Genomic DNA, 18,252 nt, shown 5'->3' with positions numbered 1-18,252 from the left:
AGCGTTTAATCCGTGCAAGCAGGAAGAGCATGCCAGTAAAACATCCCAAGGTTGCAGTTTTGCTGGCTGCGTACAACGGAATGCAGTGGATAGAGGAGCAACTGGTCTCGATTCTCGGCCAGTTATCGGTCGACGTTACCCTGCACATTAGCATCGACCCCTCTACTGACGGCACCGAGGCGTGGTGTAAAGCTTATGCGGCTGAGCATCCAGCAGTTGTAGTGCTTCCGGATGCCAACCGCTTCGGCGGAGCATCGCGCAACTTCTTTCGGTTGATCCGGGACGTTGACCTCGATGGCTACGACTTCGTCGCCTTTGCCGACCAGGACGACATCTGGTATCCCGACAAGCTGCACAGAGCAACCCAAACGTTGCAGGTACGAGGAGTAGATGCCTACTCCAGTAACGTGACGGCGTTCTGGCCAAACGGCAGAACCCTGCTGCTGGACAAGGCGCAGCCTCAGGTCGCTTGGGATTCTTTGTTTGAGGCAGCCGGTCCTGGCTGTACCTATGTCTTTGGAAAAAGCCTGGCAGAAGCCTTGAAAGGCTCGATGCTCGCCAACTGGCAGCAGCTGCAAGGTGTAACTCTGCATGACTGGTATTGCTATGCCTTTGCGCGCAGTCATGGTTATCGTTGGTACATCGACCCGATACCCGGCATGGATTACCGGCAGCACGAGCGTAATCAGGTCGGTGCCAACACAGGTCTGAGTCCGTTGATCGCTCGTTACAAAACCATTCATGACGGTTGGTGGTTCGGTCAGGTTGACCTGATTGCAGATCTGGTGGGGCAGGGGACGAAGCCCTTTGAAGGCGCCTTGCTGCAATTGCGGCGTACGGAACTGATGAAACTGTCCTTCAGTGCCTGGCAATGCAGGCGCCGGGTACGGGACAAGATTTTCTTCTTTTTTATCTGTTGGTTCACCGCGTTGATAGGAAACAAAGCTCAATGACAGCCCCAAAGGTATTGGTCACAGGGGCAGGCGGTTTCGTGGGTGAGGCGCTGGTTTTCAGGATGTTGGTGGGCAAACAGTTCGCTCCGATCGCGGCCGCTCGCAGTCCCACCCGGTTACAGGGTTTGTGCCCGGTTGTACCCTTTGATCTGAATGATCCTGAAGCCTTGCCTGAGTTGAAGGATGTAAGTGCGGTCGTCCATGCGGCGGCCAGAGTTCATGTGATGAACGAAATCGCTTCTGATGCCTTGGCCGAGTTTCGCAAGGCCAATGTGGAGGGGACTCTTCGGTTGGCAAAGCGCGCCGCTGAATCGGGAGTCAAACGCTTCATCTTCATCAGTTCGATCAAGGTCAATGGCGAAAGCACCCTGCCAGGCAAACCGTTCAAGGCTGATGATACTCCGGCCCCGGTGGATCCTTATGGCGTCTCCAAGCACGAGGCTGAACAAGGCCTGAGACAACTTGCTCGTGAAACCGGTATGGAAGTGGTGATTATTCGCCCGCCATTGATCTATGGGGCGGGTGTTAAAGCCAATTTTCTGAGTATGCTGCGCTGGCTCAACAAAGGTATTCCGCTACCGTTGGGAGCGGTCCGGAATCAGCGTAGCCTTGTGGCGATCGGAAACCTGGTGGACCTTGTAATCACCTGTATCGATCATCCTGGCGCAGCGAACCAAACTTTTCTGGTCAGTGATGGCCAGGACTTGTCCACCACTGAAATGCTACGTCGCCTGGGCGATGCGCTCGGGAGGAAGGCCTGGCTCTTGCCATTGCCAGAGTGGTTGCTGGTAGCGGCGGCTTCGGCAATGGGAAAGCAATCCGTTGCTCAACGGATCTGCGGGTCATTGCAGGTCGACATCAGCAAAAATCGTGAATTATTGGGGTGGACACCCCCCATCAACATGGATGAAGCCATGCGCCAAACCGCAGGTCACTATCTGGATGCGCAGACGAAATGACTTTTTTGTGGCTGCTACTAGCAGTATTCGTTGTTTCCTGGGGGCTGACGCTTGTTTTACGTCGTTATGCCCTGGTCAATAGCTTGATGGATACACCAAACGAGCGCAGCTCTCACTCTGTGCCGACTCCTCGGGGTGGAGGTGTAGCTATTGTTGTCTCCTTTCTGTTGGCGCTTCTGATCCTTCGCGGTCTTGATTTGATGAGCCTGGCGACGCTGGTTGGTTTGCTGGGGAGCGGCTTGTTGGTCGCGCTTATCGGGTTTGCCGATGATCACGGGCATATCGCCGCAAGGTGGCGCCTATTAGGCCATTTTGCTGCCTCAATATGGGCGTTATATTGGCTGGGAGGCTCTCCTGGCGTCACGGTCTTTGGCCTCACCCTTGATCCAGGGTGGATTGGAAATATTTTGTTTGTGCTGTATTTGGTCTGGATGCTGAATCTTTACAACTTCATGGATGGCATTGATGGCTTGGCCAGTGCTGAAGCGATCAGTGTCTGCCTCGGAATGTTACTGGTCTATTGGTTTAGCGCAAACCTCGAACTGGCGTGGGGTCCTCTGGCTCTGGTGGCAGCGGTCGCGGGTTTTCTCTGTTGGAACTATCCGCCGGCAAAAATTTTCATGGGGGACGCAGGCAGCGGTTTTTTGGGGATTGTATTGGCAGGGATGTCGATTGAGGCAGCCTCCAGGTCGCCCGAGTTGCTCTGGAGCTGGTTGATCATGCTTGGCGTTTTCATTGTTGATGCGACGTGGACCCTGATGCGCAGGCTTTTGCGAGGTGAAAAAGTGTATGAAGCCCACCGCAGTCATGGTTACCAATATGCCTCTCGCAAGCACCGTAGCCATAAAACAGTAACGCTGGCATCGATCGCTATCAATTTTGTATGGCTCATGCCGTTATCGATCGCTGTAGCAAGTGGCTGGATTCCCGGATTTTTTGGTATGGTCGTAGCTTATGCGCCACTGCTGTTTATCGCACGCACCTACAAAGCAGGAGAGCCGGAGCAAGTAGTGTAATTAAAAAGCGTCAAAACACATATCAACACGGGTTTGCATGGTCGCCTCTCTTGTAGAGCATCTAGGGATGTACCTGCCGCTGATGTTGTGATATTTGCAGGTCGCTAAGATGCATTGGTTAGGGAGTTCGATTTGATGAGTGGTTTATTCAGTATGGTTACTTCAAAAATCTGGCAAGTCGTAGCGCGTTTTTCTCGAGGGCTGCGCTCTTTTTTGGCCAAATCTAAAGCGTTTATTCGGCCTTTTTACCAGAAGTTTCCTTTCCTTGTGTGGGTTCGTGTCCGTATACATCTGTTTTTCAAGCGTTTGCGCGAAAACATAATGTTGGTGATTTACTCGCGAAATAATACCAAGGCTATACAGGCTATATTGAATCGTCGTTTCTCACCGTTCCAGAACCCGTCGATCGTCCACGCGCAACCCGTTATTGATGTGTCGGTGGTGACGTTCAATAGTGGCAAGTGGATTGATGGTTTTTTTGAATCGTTAAAGGCGCAAAGTTATCCGCTCAGCAAATTGAATATGTTCTTTGTTGATAACGGATCTTCAGACAACACCCTCGAAGCATTGCAACGTTGGCAGGCATTGCTTGGTGAGGAAGTGGCTGGTTTCGACATTCTGGAAGGCGACAATGTCGGGTTTGGTGCGGGGCATGAAAAGGCAATCAATAAAGGGCGCGCTGAGTATTTTCTTGTTAGTAACGTGGATATCGTTTTTGCCAAAGACTCTATAACCAGAGTGGTAGCTGCTGCTTTGGCCGATGCCAAGGCTGAGGTGGCATCCTGGGAGTTGAGGCAGGCACCTTATGAGCACCCTAAATATTACGATCCGGTAACATTGGAAACCAACTGGTCGTCCCATGCTTGCGTGCTCGTAAGAAGGTCAGCTTACGTTGAAGTCGGTGGATACGAGCGCGAGATCTTCATGTATGGCGAAGACGTCGAGCTGTCCTATCGCTTCAGATCCTATGGATACCAACTCAAGTATTGCCCATCCGCCGTTGTTTATCATTACACCTATGAGCATGAGCATCATGTAAAACCGATACAGTATACCGGCAGCACGCTGGCCAATGCTTATATCAGACTGCGCTACGGGAATTTGAGCGATAGAGTGGGTGGCTTTATCTTGCAATGCCTGCTTTTACTCCGTCCAGAACCCTATGCTGGTGCCCGTCGTGATGTGTTCCGAAACTTCGGTGTGATATTCAAGAAGGCTCGGTATTTTATGCGGGGCAAGGGGCCGAGTGAAAACTGCTATTTCCCTTTCAGGGGCTTTGATTATGAAATGATCAGGGATGGGGCGTTCTGGGAGGTGGGTGAGCCATTGGCCGATTACCCTCTTGTTACTGTGGTTACTCGAACTTACAAGAATCGAGGAGAGTTTCTTAGACAGTCCATGATGTCTGTGTGTAATCAGACGTACCCGAATATCGAGTTGATAGTCGTTGAGGATGGCGGTTCTACGATGAGCTCGGTTGTGGCAGATTTCGAATTTCCGGAGGGCATGAGTGTTAGTTACTACTCCCTCGATAAGGTCGGTCGTTCGGTGACCGGTAATTATGGTTTGGAAAAGGCAGCCGGAAAATACTGCATGTTTCTCGATGATGATGATTTGCTCTTTGCGGATCATGTTGAGGTGCTTGTTGGTGCGTTGGCGAAAAATGCCGACGCGGTAGCGGCTTACTCATTGGCGCTGGAAGTCGGTACTGTTGCAAGTGGCGTGGAAGGGCAATATTTTGAGGTTAGCCATGCGGTACCTGCGATTCTAAAGCAAGAATATGACTATGAGGTCCTGCTGGATCACAACTATATAGCGATCCAGTCTCTGCTTTTTCAAAAGGATCTCTTCTTGCAACGAGGCGGATTTCAAACCGACATGAGCAGTCTCGAAGACTGGAATCTTTGGTTGCGGTATGGTTATGGCAATAAGTTTGTTTATGTGCCAAAAACCACGTCTTTGTTTAGAACTCCAGGTGACCCGACTGTACGGGTGGAGCGGCATATGCAGTTGCATGACGCATATTATATTGCCAAGAATCACGCAGTGAAAATGTGTAAGAGTTATACCTGAGTTCGTGCTTTAGCGGGTTTTGGTATCGAGTTTTGTGAATTGAGTTATTCCGTGTGAGTGACTCTTTATTGGTTTTAGCTAGTCAATATCCAGGCTTCTTTTCAGATGGACGGCGGCAGCCCTTTAAAGTAAGCAAATCTGGCTGTCTCGGGAGGGGCGCAGGCCTGGGCCGGGATGGTTTCGAGCGGTGCCGGTCCTGTTCCCCGTCAACGATTCAGTCCGACGTGTGCCTGCCTGGGTTTGAGGTGTTTTTCGCTCTTGGCGGTAGGGGTTGAGCCTTTTTTGTTGGGTGCTGCAGCTAGACCATAGGTAAGGAGCCCCGGTATTTCGGAGCTATTTTGAATGTTAAGACCAAAAAATGTTATAAATCAGTTTTGGTTGGTTTCGCGCTTGTTTGCTCCGGGTCAGTGACTGCGTTTGAGGTTCGCTCGGCCCAAGGGGGCTAACGTCGTCGACGTAAAGTCGTCGCTGGAACCAAGGAGTGGTCATTTGCAAGTGTTACCCTTTTATGTAGGGCTTTGGTTGTAGCCGTCTTACAGGGTGTTCGTATTAGTGCAGATAATTTACTCGATTGGAAGTGCGTTGCTGAGAGTCAGCATGCCCATAGGATTTTTTGACGCATATGCTAAATATTAGTGATTTGTCATCAGTGGACAAACAAAAAGTCTTCGACTATCTCAAGTGGAACAGTTTCCGTTCCGAGAAGTACAAGGTTTTATACGTTAGTACCCCCAAGGTTGCGAGTACTTCCCTGAAGTGGTGGTTTGCGTCACTGGAAGGTTGTTCACAAGCCTTGCGTGGCGTCGGCGAGGCTGCGGGAAGCAATTCTGATCAAGTTGTTCACGAGTTTCACAAGGTTGCGCCCCATGTCAGCGGGCTGGAAATAGACGACCTTTTGGAACCTCTGCTTGCTGATACATATTTTCGATTTGCCGCCGTACGAAACCCTTATAAGCGCATCTTCTCTGCATGGCAGTCGAAAATACTGTTACAAGATCCGGAGCAGATCGCATCGTATCCAAAGTTTGAGTTATTACAGCAGCCGGTAAAAAGCGTAGCGGATGTCGCTGCGGCTTTTGAGGCGTTTCTGGAGTATCTCGCAAGCAATAGCGCATCTTCACCTGAAAAAGATTTTTGGGCGCCTCAAGCCACGCTGTTGCGTCCGGACTTGATCAATTATTCCTTGTTGGTCAAAATTGAAAGCTCCTCTGAACTGCATAAAGCATTATCGGAGCACTTCGGTGAGCAGACCACCGATCCTTTTGCAGAGCCTTCGCAAAGTGAAAATGTCATTCCCTTCCTTCCTGCTTTTATAACGGAACGAAGTGCGAGTTTGATTAAAGAGTTGTATGCCGAAGATTTTGATGTCTTCGAATATGACAGGCAAGTACCAGAACGTACAGAAGCGTTTTCGGTAGAGCAGTTGGATCTCGCGTTTGACGCGGCCCGGCTGATTCGGGAAAGTCGTCATCAGATCGGTGCGCGCTCCCTTCAAATCCAGGACTTGACCCAACAGATCGAGGATTTGAATCAGCGAATTGCGTCATTGAATCCGACTCTCTTTGAACGTGAATCGCAGTTAAAAGAGCTCATGGGTTCTTTGGTTAAGCGTGACCGGCATATCGCCAGTCTTGAGCAATCTGTGGGTGTGCTCAACAGGCAGTTAGTCGATCTCAAAGCTGTTTTGGTTGATCACGAAAAAGAGAATGTCAGTCTGAAGGCTGATCTGCTCAAGACGCAGCAGGAACTCCAGGCATTACTCTCTTCGCATTCCTGGCGTTTAATGTCGTCTGTGCGCATGGTTTCAGGGTTTGTGCGAGAGTCCGTCCATAACGTCAGAACGCTGACATGGAGTAAAGTTGTCGACTCGTTAAGGCGGCGTCGAGAGCTTTATAACGAAAACACTCTGCGTGAGATTCAAGAAAGCGGGTTGTTTGATCCGGAATATTACCTGGCCAATAATGCAGATGTTCGTGCAAAAGGTACTGATCCACTCAAGCACTACATGCTCAAGGGCTGGATAGAAAATCGCAATCCTTGCGCCGCTTTCAGTCCTTCGGATTATCTGTTGGCCAACCCTGATGTTGCCGAGGCTCAGGTTCATCCGCTGCTTCACTACATTCAATGCGGACAGCTCGAAGGTCGTCCAATCAGATTGCCAGTTCGCATTTGCGAAATGACGGCGGTCAAGCGTCGTCCCGTCGGGCGTAATGCGGTTTTCAATCCGTATGGTGAATATACACCGATACCGGTCCTAAAGGCTGTGCTCGAGGCACAGATCGAAGCCGTCAAAAAGTCAGGATTGTTCGACGAGAAGTACTACCTTGCGATGTACAGCGATGTACCGGAGGTCTCGGTAGATCCGCTCAGGCACTACTGTGAACAAGGCTGGCGCGAAGGTAAAAATCCTTCCATGGACTTTGATACGCGCGCCTACCTCGCAATGTACAAAGACATTCAACACATTGGTCTCAACCCGCTTTGGCATTACATTGTCACTGGCGCGGCAGAGCATAGAATAGCGGTACCGGATGCACTCATTAATCACGAAAACGACATCCGTTTTGGTGAAGTTAACAGCGACATCAAGTTGCTCGCGTTCTATGTATCGCCTGACTGGGAGGCGTTGCGTAGTGCCAGATTCGCTGCTAAAGGCAATTCGCAGCGACCACGCCCTGACAAGATGCTTGGGTTGTATGATTCGTTGGATGGGCGTGTGCTCACCCAGCAGGCACTCAGCGCCAAGAGCCATGGCTTTTTTGGCTTTTGCTTCAAACTGAGCGCAGATTCGGTTGTGCAAGCGTCGCCACAGCCTCTGGACATTTTTCTTGCCCACACAGAAATCGACTTTAATTTCTGCGTTCAAATAGATTTGCATCAGGAAGGCCTGGCGAACAACTTGATTACGCCTGTTGTTGCAGTTCTAGCTGATAAGCGCTGTGTGCAGGTTGATGAGCGCCCCGTCATAGTTGTTAAGCTCAATGAGTACGACGAAGACATCGTTGATTCAATTCGCAAGCTGCGTGAGCGATTGAATGAACTGTGTGACGGTGTGTACCTGATTGCTCAGTTTGGTTTCGCGGGTTCGGAAGAGTTGGCGCAGGACCTGGATGGTTTGTGTGACGCCGCGCTTGATCTTTCTGCAGACCCTGTGCCCGGCGAAACTGGCGTATTTACACCACAAAACAAGAATGGAATAGATACCGTTCCGTATAACCTTGTTGCTTCACAAGGGATCGTGAGAGCGCAGAAAACACACCTTCGTACGACTCCGGTTTTCCACGCTATTTCATTGGGGCGTGATGAAACTGCGCTTAAGCAATATTCTCCTCTTGTGTATTCGCGCTTTCACATTCGTGACTATGGACGTTGGCTTGACGCGGCGATCAGAGGCGCGAGAAAGGCTCTCCCCGAGGATCGCCGTCTACTGTTTGTGAATGCCTGGAACAATTGGCAGGAAGGGCTTTTCCTTGAGCCAGACAGTATCACCGGTTTTGGTCGATTGAACGAAACAACACGCGCTTTGCTGGATATTGATTCCAGCACCATTATGCCAAAAGTTTCGGTAATTGTTCCAAATTATAATCATGAAAGCTACCTTGCTCGTCGGCTGGATAGTATTTATGGTCAGACTTACAAGAATATAGAAGTTATCCTGATGGATGACTGTTCGACTGATGATAGCCGTTCGGTGTTAACTGGTTATGCGGAAAAGTACCCTGATGTAACGCGTTTGTTGTTCAATGAGACGAATTCGGGTGGCGTTTTTCATCAGTGGGCTAAGGGGATCAAGGCGGCCACAGGTGACCTGGTATGGGTCGCTGAAAGCGATGACTACTGTGATGAGCGCTTCCTGGAGGCGCTTGTTAGTTGTTTTGACGATGAAGCGGTCATGCTTGCGTACTCAAAATGTGAGTTCGTAACCACCGACGAAGTCGTTATGCCTGACCAGTTCCTTAACTATGTAAGTGATCTGGAGTGTGCGAATAAATGGGCCGGTTCCTATGTAAGCACGGCGCATAACGAAGTGCGCTCGGCGTTGGGTATCAAAAATACAATACCTAATGCCAGTGGCGTGCTTTTCAAACGCCCCGTTGATATGCCACTGCTGGATGATCAGTCGTGGCTATCAATGAAAGTTGCCGGTGACTGGGTCTTCTATTTGCACATCCTGCGCGGCGGAAAAATTGCTTACTCCACTGAGGGTACAAACTTCTTCCGTCGACATTATGCAAGTACTGCAAACACCACTTATCGCAAAGAGGTCTTTTATCGCGAGCTCGGGGTGGCCAACAGAACGGTTCAGTCCCTCTACAATGTTCCGATGTCGGTGCTTGAGGCTTGCGAGGAATCCAGCAAGAAACTGTATGACCACTATGTTGGGGGCTCCGCAGAAGAGTTTCTACGTTGGTATGATCATGATTCAATTGTTCGTGCAAGGGCTGACCGACTGCCGAACGTGATGGTTTCCACCATTGGCTTCTATCCGGGCGGTGCCGAAATTCTTCCGATTCGACTGGCAAACGAGTTTAAACGCCAGGGTATTTCCGTTTCCTTGTTTAGCGCCGGGATACCAAAACGCGAAGACGGTGTTCGCAAGATGCTGAGAAACGACGTGCCGGTGATCGAGACGTCGAATATCGAATCAGTGAAAGAGATCATTCATGATTTCGGAATTGAAGCACTTAATAGCCACCAGTGGTACGTTCAGAAGTATCCGGTCGATGTCCCGGATGTTTTTTCCGAGCTTGGCGCCCACGTGGCTGCTCTGCACGGGATGATTGAACATGGCAATGGAGTGACTGATGAACAGTTGCGCATTGCTGACAAGGGTGTCAGTACATGGGTCTATACCGCTGAGAAGAATCTTGTTCCTTTCTCGGACATCTCGCTGTACGACAAGTCTTCTCCCCGTTTCGTCAAGGTTCCTAACGGGTTGCAGCCGCCGGAAATTATTCCAATCTCGCGCGTGCAGATGGGTATACCGGAAGAGGCTTTTGTATTGTGTTGTGTCAGTCGGGCAATTCCCGATAAAGGCTGGGGCGAAGCTATCCAGGCGGTAGAACTTGCGCGATCACTTTCCGGTCGGGACATCCGTATTATATTGGTCGGTAATGGCCTGGTGTACGACGAGTACTGTCAAGCAGGTGCGCCGGACTTCGTTTACCTGGCTGGTTTTAGTGATAACTCTGTAGGCCATTATGCTGCCGCGGACATGGGCATCATGTTATCGACCTTCAGGTCCGAAAGTTTCCCTCTGACCATTGTAGATTGTCTGTTTGCCGGCAAGCCATACATTGCCACAGACGTAGGCGACATCAAAAACATGCTGACGATAGAGAGCGGCGTTGCTGGGGAGATCATCGAGTTGGAAGACTGGGTCGTCCCAATCGAGAGCGCGGGCCGCGCAATTGCGGCGTTCGCGACAGATGAACGGAAATACAAGGAAGCCGTCGGTCTGGTGAAAGACGTTTCCAGTCGATATCGAATTGACGCCGTTGCTTCTCAATACCTTCGTTTGTTCGAGCGTGACATTCAGCTGAGCAGGGCGGAGTCGGCGAAGGCCGAAGGCGAGCTGTAGCCGGACTTGCTGTGTGCAGGACAGCTAGCGTTTAGAGGAGAGCTCACAAGCAGGTCCGGCTGATTGCCAGGCCTGCACTGAGAGCGAGACGGGTGTCTCCGGCCATTTGGTAAGCCGCTTCTCTTGACGTATCATTAGCCCCGTCACAGAGTGTTCAGTTAAATAATAAAGTGTAGGTCGTTGCAATGGTTGCCAAGGAGGGGGCAGGTCAAGCCCGCCTTGTCTGCTGCGGCACAAGGCGGCAGTTTCAACCATATCAAGCGCTGGAGGGCAACGTTGAATAATTCCGAGAACACTTCTCCTAATCCCGTTAAGCGGTCCCTGGTTTTGGGGGGGCGTGGTTTCATAGGCACCCACTTGATAGACGCATTGCTCGATCAGGGGCATTTTGTGCGCTGTTTCGATCGTCCCAATGTGGCACCGTTGGGTGAATCCCACTTCAGTCATCCTAATTTCGAGCTTTGCGAAGGAGACTTCACCAGTGAGGCTGAAGTCGCCAAGGCATTGGAAGGTTGCGATGTTTGCTATCACCTGGTGTCTACTACACTCCCCAAGTCTTCAAATGCTGATCCCGTCTTCGATGTGGAGAGCAATGTCGTTGCGACCATCCGCCTGCTAAACCTCGCGGTGAAGTCCGGCTTGAGGAAGATTATTTTTATTTCCTCCGGAGGCACGGTGTATGGAGATCCCACGCAAGTACCTATTCCAGAAACCCATGCTACCGACCCGGCCTGTTCCTACGGAATTTCCAAGTTGGCGATCGAGAAGTATTTAGCGCTTTTCCATCGCTTATACGGCCTTGATTATACTGTTCTACGTCTTGCAAACCCCTTTGGTGAGGGGCAGCGCACCTATGCTAGCCAAGGCGCGGTAGCCGTATTCCTTGGCAAAGTCCTGCGTGGCGAGACGGTTGAGATTTGGGGCGATGGCACGGTTGTACGCGACTACATTCATGTCTCTGATGTGGTGAGAGCGTTGTTGGCATCGTCAGTGCAATCCGGTGAAGAGCATGTGTTCAATATCGGGTCAGGACGCGGACATAGTCTCAATGAGGTTCTTGACGCAATCGAGAGGGTCACGGGGCGAAATGTCAGTCGTGAATACTTGTCGGGTCGCGGATTTGACGTGCCTGTCAGTGTTCTGGACATCGAGCGCGCCAAACAGTCTTTGGGGTGGGCTCCTTTCGTTAGTTTCGATCATGGATTGGAGCGCTTTGCGGCTTGGTTATCGGATAATCCGGAATAACCACATTGATTTAACGATGTAAACACACCATACGCCTGCCTCTCGGAAGGTTACGATCTTTGGGAAGGCTTCAAACGCGAGAGGGGCTTAAAACGTCAACTCGAGCTGTAGAGGGGCACCATCCGGCTGGTTATGACGAAAGAAAAAACCGTCCAGAATATTACGTATAAAAGCGCCGATTTGTTAGATATGTTTGCATCCGCGAACATCATCAATCAAATCGGCGTTCTTGTTTCTGCATTTCCTGTCATCCGTGAAAGACTATTTTTACGCGCCTGTAGCTAATTTATCGGTGATCGGCAGGTGCGTCTTGTTGAGTCTAGTCAATGGACTAATTGTTTTTCTTTCAATAGTTTTCGTGTGATGGTATTAACTTGCTTAACCCACCAGTCATCAAAGCGAGAGAGTGGCACTGCTAGTGCTATTGAAGTGGTAGCAGTGACAATAAATACGATAATTAAGCTTTGTGTGTTGCTGATGCTGTGATTTGCAAGTTTGATATAGACGTAGCTTGATAGCGAGCAGATCACAAGGGTGTGGACAAGATAGAGCGGAAAACTGATTTTTCCAATGCCTCTTAAAAATTTTCCGTTCAGGTTTTTAAATACTCTTTGATTGCTCATGGTTGCGAATATTATGCATGCAGAGCCAAGGGTGTGGAGTAGGGCTTGGGTATGTATTTTCAAAATATCTGGAATTGTTGACGCCCATGCATATGACTTTTCCGGGATCAGATATCCGAGCATGTACATCCCGAAAATAATTAGCGCTAATGATGCAAGGAGAGGTATTTCTTTTTTGTTTTTGGCTAGGTAGGCAGAAAGAAATGTACCTACAACAAAGGGGAATATGAGGTCGTTATAGAATAGAGCTGATATTGAAATAATTATGCAGGCGTAAGTAAGGTAACGGTATTCGAGTATTGCAGAAATAAAGCATGCAAGCATAAAGACAATCATGCTGCCGAAAAACTCGGCTTTCATTGTCCAAAGGTTTGTATTGTAATTGTATTCTCCTGTGAAAAAAGTTGTAATGCCTTGCGTTAGAGCATCCCAAAAGCTCGGCTCAAACCCTGGCGTCCATCCATGAGCAAATGTCGCAAGCCATGGGCTCAAGCTAAGTTGTGAAGCATCGTGGAAATAGTAAAAGCCAAGCTTGAATAAGCAGTAACTTGCGACAGTGGTAATCGTTACTGTGGCGGCTAGTCTCGGAAATCTTTTAAGAAATGCCAAAAGCAGTTTTTGAGGGTTTTCATGATTGAAATAGGACCAGCACAAAACAAACCCGGAAAGGGTGAAGAAAAAACCGACAGCCGCTGTTCCGTTTAAAAGAGCGAAAAATGGCTGCCCTATTAAACTGTCTTTATCTCGTGTTTGCTCAGATAATCCTGTTGTGTATGGGGAGAACGCTAAAAAAAAATGGTGAACAAGCACAATAAATGCGGCTATTCCCCTATAGGCTTCAAGGGGAAATAGTCTATTGCTTCCAGTTTCCAATTTTGCTGACATGTCAGGCCTTGAATATTTATCGTTTGATCTATGATGCGGGATAATAGGCATATTTAGTTGTTTTGGCTAGCCTTGGCCCATAGCTGCTGGGGGGGGCAGCAAATGGCGTCGTCTCTTTCCGCGCTGCGGAAATTTCCACGCGGTCACCAGATTTTTTGACGATCACCTCTGGCGCAGGTAGGTGAATAACGTCACCCATAATGGCTCGTACAACCGGGGCTGTGAGGCTATCGATACTTTTTTGGGGGGGGGTATTGGGGGCAGATAAACATTTTCGGCGTTTGTGTCGCGTTGCTTCATGAGATGTAGCTTGCATGAGGTTTTGTTGCTTTGGCTTCTGCGCTGCGATGGCTACGCGGCTACTTTCATAAAAAACCGAGGTTTATCTTAACTTGATAAAGTGGTTGTTTATGAGTTCACCGATTTTTTTTAGCTTAATGAGGGTTGCAGGCGCGAACTAAAATATTAGTAGCCAAAATACGCTTGGGTAACTGTTTCAGGGTCCGAGTCCATTTTTATTTTGCCGTGCTCCAGCCAAATGACCCGATTGCAGGTATGCAGCACCAGGTCACGGGAGTGGCTGGCAATTACCAAAATGCTGGTGGCTTGGATCAGTTCTTTCATCCGAGCTTCTGCTTTGTGCTTGAAGCCTTCGTCCCCTACCGACAGCCATTCGTCCATGATCAATATTTCAGGTCTGATGGTTGTCGATACCGCAAAGGCCAAGCGCAAATGCATGCCGGAAGAGTACGTGCGTACCGGCATGTCAATGAAGTCACCCAGTTCTGAAAACTCAATAATTTCGTCAAGTTTTTCTGCAATATCATTTTTTGTCATCCCAAGCAGGATGCCGCGCATGAAGATGTTTTCCCTGCCGGATGCCTCCGGGTCTATCCCTAATGAAATATCAATAAGGGAAGCGACTTCGCCGCTGATACTGGCGGTGCCAGCGGAGGGAGTGTATACACCGCTCAGCAGTCTAAGTAATGTGCTTTTGCCTGCGCCGTTATGACCGAGCAACCCAACCCGGTCTCCGTCATTGAGGGAAAAAGTAAGGTCTTCCAGTGCTCTGACAATCACTCGGCCTTGGTCGTTGGCGCTGAGTTTGCCGCCTGTAGCAACTTGAATCAGTCGTTTTTTCAGAGAGCGGGCATTTGCGTTATAAATAGGGAAATCAACGCATGCGTTATGAAATTCAATAGAAGCCATAATAGTTTTCTTCTTAGAGCCAATAAGCAATGCGACGTTTATAGAGAGCATAGAATATGATCGCTATGCACCAGCCAAGCAGAGCCATACCCCCGGCCACACACCAGCTAACAGTACTCGCATCCTGTCCGAGCATAGGGGCCCTGACGATTTGTATGAGATGGTAGATGGGGTTTAAATCCAGTAAATAGGTGCCCGAGGATCGTCCCGAAAGCAGGCCTGGAAGCCACATGATTGGTGTCACATAAAAAGCAATTTGCAAAACGCTGGCAATGATTTGCGGAAGGTCACGATATCGAGCACACAGGATGCTCAGTATTAAGCTAATCCATGCCAGATTGAGAGCGACCAGTACAAAGCCTGGGATGCTCAATAGCGCTCCAAGACCCAACGGTTTTTGAACCGCCAGCAGCACCAGTGGGAAAATGACGATGTTGTGCGCGAGGATCAAAGTATTGCGCCATATCGTGCGTAGGATATGCACGAATAATGGGATGGGGAGTTGTTTGATAATACTTTCTGCCGTAATGAGGCTAGTGCAACCCTCTAATACGCAGGTAGAAATGAAACTCCAGAAAATCATGCCCGCTGCGAGAAATGGCAGGAATTCTTTCATGGGGGAATTAAATATTTGGCCAAATACGAGGCCAATAGTACCAATCATAACGCCCATGCTGATGGTGAGCCAAAACGGTCCGACAGCAGAGCGCCTATACCGTTGACGTACGTCCTGCCATCCGAGCATGCCTACCAGAGAATAGCGCTTTACAGCCGTCGCTATATCTGCCACGGCGGCGGTAATTGAGTTGTTTAGCATTCGAAACACCGGGTTGTCAAAACAGTCAATGATTGTAATCTTGTAGGAGGAGGTAGTGTCACTTTTTCCATCCCGTTCAGTTTCCAGTTTTTACGCTCGCGGGGTGTACTCCGCTTAGAATGCCTCCCCCCAGTTGCAGGGCGGGGCATAAAGTCTGTAGCTATTTCGTATGGCGCGCGCTCGTTACGATCACAAGCTTGAGCTATTCGTTCAAAAAGCAGGGCTTGTGTCGACTGGTGATATTGTGCTAGCGCTAAGAAATAACGTCTCTGCCGGAGGATTTGCACTTTTTCTATCATCCCACGGCCAGAGTCGAACGCCCAATAAATTTCCCTCGCCCCCCCCCGGAAACGCATTTTGGGTTAAGCCGCAGCGTCTGATCGTCAATGCTCTCTAATAAATCGCCTGCTCGAGAGCGGGCAGAGCGATTAGCTAATGGATACCGACGAGCAGTTTCGCGGCAGCAACGATTCGTGATTTTCAAGCGGGTCTTGCGTCCGTGCTATGTCAGTCCGGCGGGCCGGTCAGAAGGGCGAATTATAGCGGCGTTTTCAGTAAAACGCTCCTTCCTGACCCTGCCAGCTGCAAGTATTGGGCGATCTCGTCCTCATGAGGTTACAATGCCGATCGACGATCGCGTAAAAGGAGGGGGCTACGGGCTCGAACGCTTGAATGGATAAAATACGCAGAGTGTTGCTTGGTTTACCTCGCAGGCAAAAAAGGCTGATACAGGTCGCCACCGATGTGGTTTTGGTGTGGGTCGCTTTGTGGCTGGCCTTTATTGTTCGCCTCGGTATCGACGACGTATACAATCCACTAAAGTCGCATTTCTGGCTCTTCGTCAGCGCCTCGATTATCGCCATCCCCCTTTTCGTACGCTTTGGCATGTACCGCGCTGTCATGCGCTACTTCGGTAATGATGCACTGATTGCCATCGTCAAGGCTGTCAGTCTGTCCTCGCTCATCCTTGCCGTGGTGGTCTACTGGTACAGCAATCACGAAGTCGTCGTGCCGCGCTCCATCATCTTCAATTATTGGTGGCTAAGCCTGGTAATCATTGGCGGCCTGCGTCTGTGCATGCGTCAGTATTTCATGGGTGATTGGTTCACCGCTGCGCAGCACGTACCGTTCGTCAATCGAGACGATGGTTTGACCAAGGTCGCCATTTACGGTGCTGGCGTCGCGGGTAACCAGTTGGTTGCAGCTTTGCGCATGGGACGTGTGATGCGTCCAGTGGCGTTTGTCGATGACGATTCCTCAATCGCGGATCGTTCGATTGCCGGGTTGCAGGTCTTTAAGCCCAAGCATATTCAGCAGATGATCGACGTGACTGGTGCTCAGGAAATCCTTTTGGCGTTGCCGTCTTCGACTCGTGCGCGGCGTAGGGAAATTCTCAATTTTCTGGAGGACTTCCCGCTCCATGTGCGCAGTGTTCCGAATTTCACTGATCTGGCCAGTGGTCGGGTCAAAGTGGACGACATTCAGGAAGTAGACATTGCTGATCTGTTGGGGCGGGATTCGGTGCCGGCGCAGCCTGATTTGTTGGCTCGATGCGTCAAGGGCAAGACGGTTTTGGTGACGGGGGCAGGCGGTTCGATCGGTTCCGAACTTTGTCGTCAGATTTTCTCCCTGGGGCCAACCACTCTGTTGTTGTTCGATCATAGCGAATTCAATCTCTACAGCATTTTGTCCGAACTCGAGCATCGTATTTCTCGTGAGTCGTTGTCTGTCCGGTTGTTGCCGATACTGGGGTCGATTCGTCATCCCCATAAACTTCTGGATGTGATGAAGACCTGGAATGTGGACACGGTTTACCACGCGGCGGCCTATAAGCACGTGCCGATGGTTGAGCACAACATTGCTGAGGGTGTGCTGAACAATGTGATTGGGACACTCAATACCGCTCAGGCTGCATTGGAGTCCGGTGTGGCAAACTTTGTGCTGATCTCGACCGATAAGGCCGTACGCCCGACCAATGTGATGGGCAGCACCAAACGGTTGGCGGAGTTGACCTTGCAGGCCCTCAGTCGTGAGTTGGCGCCGGTGTTGTTCGGGGACAAGTCCAACGTGTCCCGGGTCAACAAGACCCGTTTCACCATGGTGCGGTTCGGTAATGTGTTGGGCTCATCGGGATCGGTTATTCCGCTTTTCCACCGCCAGATCAAGTCGGGTGGGCCTTTGACGGTTACCCATCCGAAGATTACCCGTTACTTCATGACCATTCCCGAGGCGGCACAGCTGGTAATCCAGGCCGGCTCCATGGGGGAGGGCGGTGATGTGTTCGTGTTGGATATGGGTGAGCCGGTCAAGATAGTCGAACTGGCAGAGAAGATGGTTCACCTGTCTGGCCTGAGCATCCGCTCGGAAAAAAACCCGCACGGCGATATTGCCATTGAGTTCACTGGGCTGCGTCCCGGGGAAAAACTTTACGAAGAGTTGCTGATTGGCGACAACGTGTCTGCTACCCGGCACCCGATGATCATGAGCGCCAAGGAAGATCATTTGCCCTGGGAGGTGCTCAAAGGCAAGTTGATGGAGTTGCTGAGTGCTGTTGAGGGGGATGATTATTCGCGGGTTCGCCAACTTCTGCGTGACACTGTCAGTGGTTACGCCCCGGATGGTGAAATCGTCGACTTGATTTACCAGCAACGTCGCCTCGAGCCCTGACTGTTCACACTGTAACGGACACGTTTTTGACAGAGTAGTCCCATGGCTAAGGTTTGGGAGGTAGCTTCGGAGAAGCAGCTCATCTGAACAGGCGGCCGTTAAAGAAAGCTGAAAGCCTGAACCTTGGCTGCCACTCTGAGTCATAGCTGTCACCGAGGCACCCGTTTCATCGGGAGGGTATATTCGTAAAAGCGTTCTTCAGGGCTGTCAGCAGGTCCGTCTGG

General features: G+C 50.2%; 10 protein-coding genes. 7 read left to right on the top strand and 3 right to left on the bottom strand.

The annotated features are described in order from the left end of the window. The first annotated feature begins 29 nt into the window (after positions 1 to 29). From ACM6I0_RS25135 to ACM6I0_RS25110, 6 genes are all read left to right on the top strand, one after another. On the top strand, positions 30 to 953 hold the full coding sequence (locus ACM6I0_RS25135) for a glycosyltransferase (protein ID WP_414923561.1): 924 nt from the start codon (positions 30 to 32) through the stop codon (positions 951 to 953). Further along, entirely contained in the window at positions 950 to 1,912 is a 963-nt protein-coding gene (locus ACM6I0_RS25130) for a UDP-glucose 4-epimerase family protein (RefSeq protein ID WP_414923560.1), read from the top strand. The genes ACM6I0_RS25135 and ACM6I0_RS25130 overlap by 4 nt, the downstream gene beginning before the upstream one ends. Then, complete coding sequence (locus tag ACM6I0_RS25125) at positions 1,909 to 2,928, top strand: MraY family glycosyltransferase (protein WP_414923559.1); 1,020 nt, start codon at positions 1,909 to 1,911, stop codon at positions 2,926 to 2,928. The genes ACM6I0_RS25130 and ACM6I0_RS25125 overlap by 4 nt, the downstream gene beginning before the upstream one ends. Positions 2,929 to 3,063: 135 nt before the next feature. After that, on the top strand, positions 3,064 to 5,001 hold the full coding sequence (locus ACM6I0_RS25120) for a glycosyltransferase family 2 protein (RefSeq protein WP_414923558.1): 1,938 nt from the start codon (positions 3,064 to 3,066) through the stop codon (positions 4,999 to 5,001). 649 nt (positions 5,002 to 5,650) lie between these two features. Next, positions 5,651 to 10,582 (top strand): glycosyltransferase, encoded by a 4,932-nt coding sequence (locus ACM6I0_RS25115; protein WP_414923557.1) that lies wholly within the window; start codon positions 5,651 to 5,653, stop codon positions 10,580 to 10,582. 276 nt (positions 10,583 to 10,858) lie between these two features. Beyond that, a complete protein-coding gene (locus ACM6I0_RS25110; protein WP_285430514.1) occupies positions 10,859 to 11,827 on the top strand; it encodes an NAD-dependent epimerase/dehydratase family protein in 969 nt (322 codons plus the stop codon). 323 nt (positions 11,828 to 12,150) lie between these two features. Here the strand turns inward: ACM6I0_RS25110 and ACM6I0_RS25105 are convergent, their stop codons facing one another. The 3 genes from ACM6I0_RS25105 to ACM6I0_RS25095 form a co-directional block, all read right to left on the bottom strand. Then, positions 12,151 to 13,335, bottom strand: coding sequence for an acyltransferase family protein (locus ACM6I0_RS25105; protein ID WP_414923556.1), 1,185 nt, complete (start codon positions 13,333 to 13,335; stop codon positions 12,151 to 12,153). Positions 13,336 to 13,800: 465 nt separating this feature from the next. Continuing rightward, positions 13,801 to 14,544, bottom strand: coding sequence for an ABC transporter ATP-binding protein (locus ACM6I0_RS25100; protein ID WP_285430516.1), 744 nt, complete (start codon positions 14,542 to 14,544; stop codon positions 13,801 to 13,803). 13 nt (positions 14,545 to 14,557) lie between these two features. Then, entirely contained in the window at positions 14,558 to 15,361 is an 804-nt protein-coding gene (locus ACM6I0_RS25095; RefSeq protein ID WP_414923555.1) for an ABC transporter permease, read from the bottom strand. A gap of 672 nt (positions 15,362 to 16,033) precedes the next feature. Between ACM6I0_RS25095 and ACM6I0_RS25090 the strand changes: the two genes are divergently transcribed. Further along, positions 16,034 to 18,028 carry a polysaccharide biosynthesis protein gene (locus ACM6I0_RS25090; RefSeq protein ID WP_414923554.1) on the top strand — a complete coding sequence of 665 codons (1,995 nt, stop codon included), beginning with the start codon at positions 16,034 to 16,036 and terminating at the stop codon, positions 18,026 to 18,028. Positions 18,029 to 18,252 lie beyond the last annotated feature (224 nt).

It is taken from the genome of Pseudomonas sp. IT-P294 (genome assembly GCF_949767865.1).
In the GTDB taxonomy this organism is placed as follows: domain Bacteria; phylum Pseudomonadota; class Gammaproteobacteria; order Pseudomonadales; family Pseudomonadaceae; genus Aquipseudomonas.
This window is presented reverse-complemented; position numbering and strand designations above follow the sequence as displayed.

Excerpts from the sequence above, each read along its gene's own strand:
- ACM6I0_RS25100 (WP_285430516.1), bottom strand. The coding sequence starts at position 14,544 with ATGGCTTCTATTGAATTTCATAACGCATGCGTTGATTTCCCTATTTAT.
- ACM6I0_RS25095 (WP_414923555.1), bottom strand. The coding sequence starts at position 15,361 with ATGCTAAACAACTCAATTACCGCCGCCGTGGCAGATATAGCGACGGCT.
- ACM6I0_RS25090 (WP_414923554.1), top strand. The coding sequence starts at position 16,034 with ATGGATAAAATACGCAGAGTGTTGCTTGGTTTACCTCGCAGGCAAAAA.
- ACM6I0_RS25130 (WP_414923560.1), top strand. The coding sequence starts at position 950 with ATGACAGCCCCAAAGGTATTGGTCACAGGGGCAGGCGGTTTCGTGGGT.
- ACM6I0_RS25135 (WP_414923561.1), top strand. The coding sequence starts at position 30 with ATGCCAGTAAAACATCCCAAGGTTGCAGTTTTGCTGGCTGCGTACAAC.
- ACM6I0_RS25120 (WP_414923558.1), top strand. The coding sequence starts at position 3,064 with ATGAGTGGTTTATTCAGTATGGTTACTTCAAAAATCTGGCAAGTCGTA.
- ACM6I0_RS25105 (WP_414923556.1), bottom strand. The coding sequence starts at position 13,335 with ATGTCAGCAAAATTGGAAACTGGAAGCAATAGACTATTTCCCCTTGAA.
- ACM6I0_RS25125 (WP_414923559.1), top strand. The coding sequence starts at position 1,909 with ATGACTTTTTTGTGGCTGCTACTAGCAGTATTCGTTGTTTCCTGGGGG.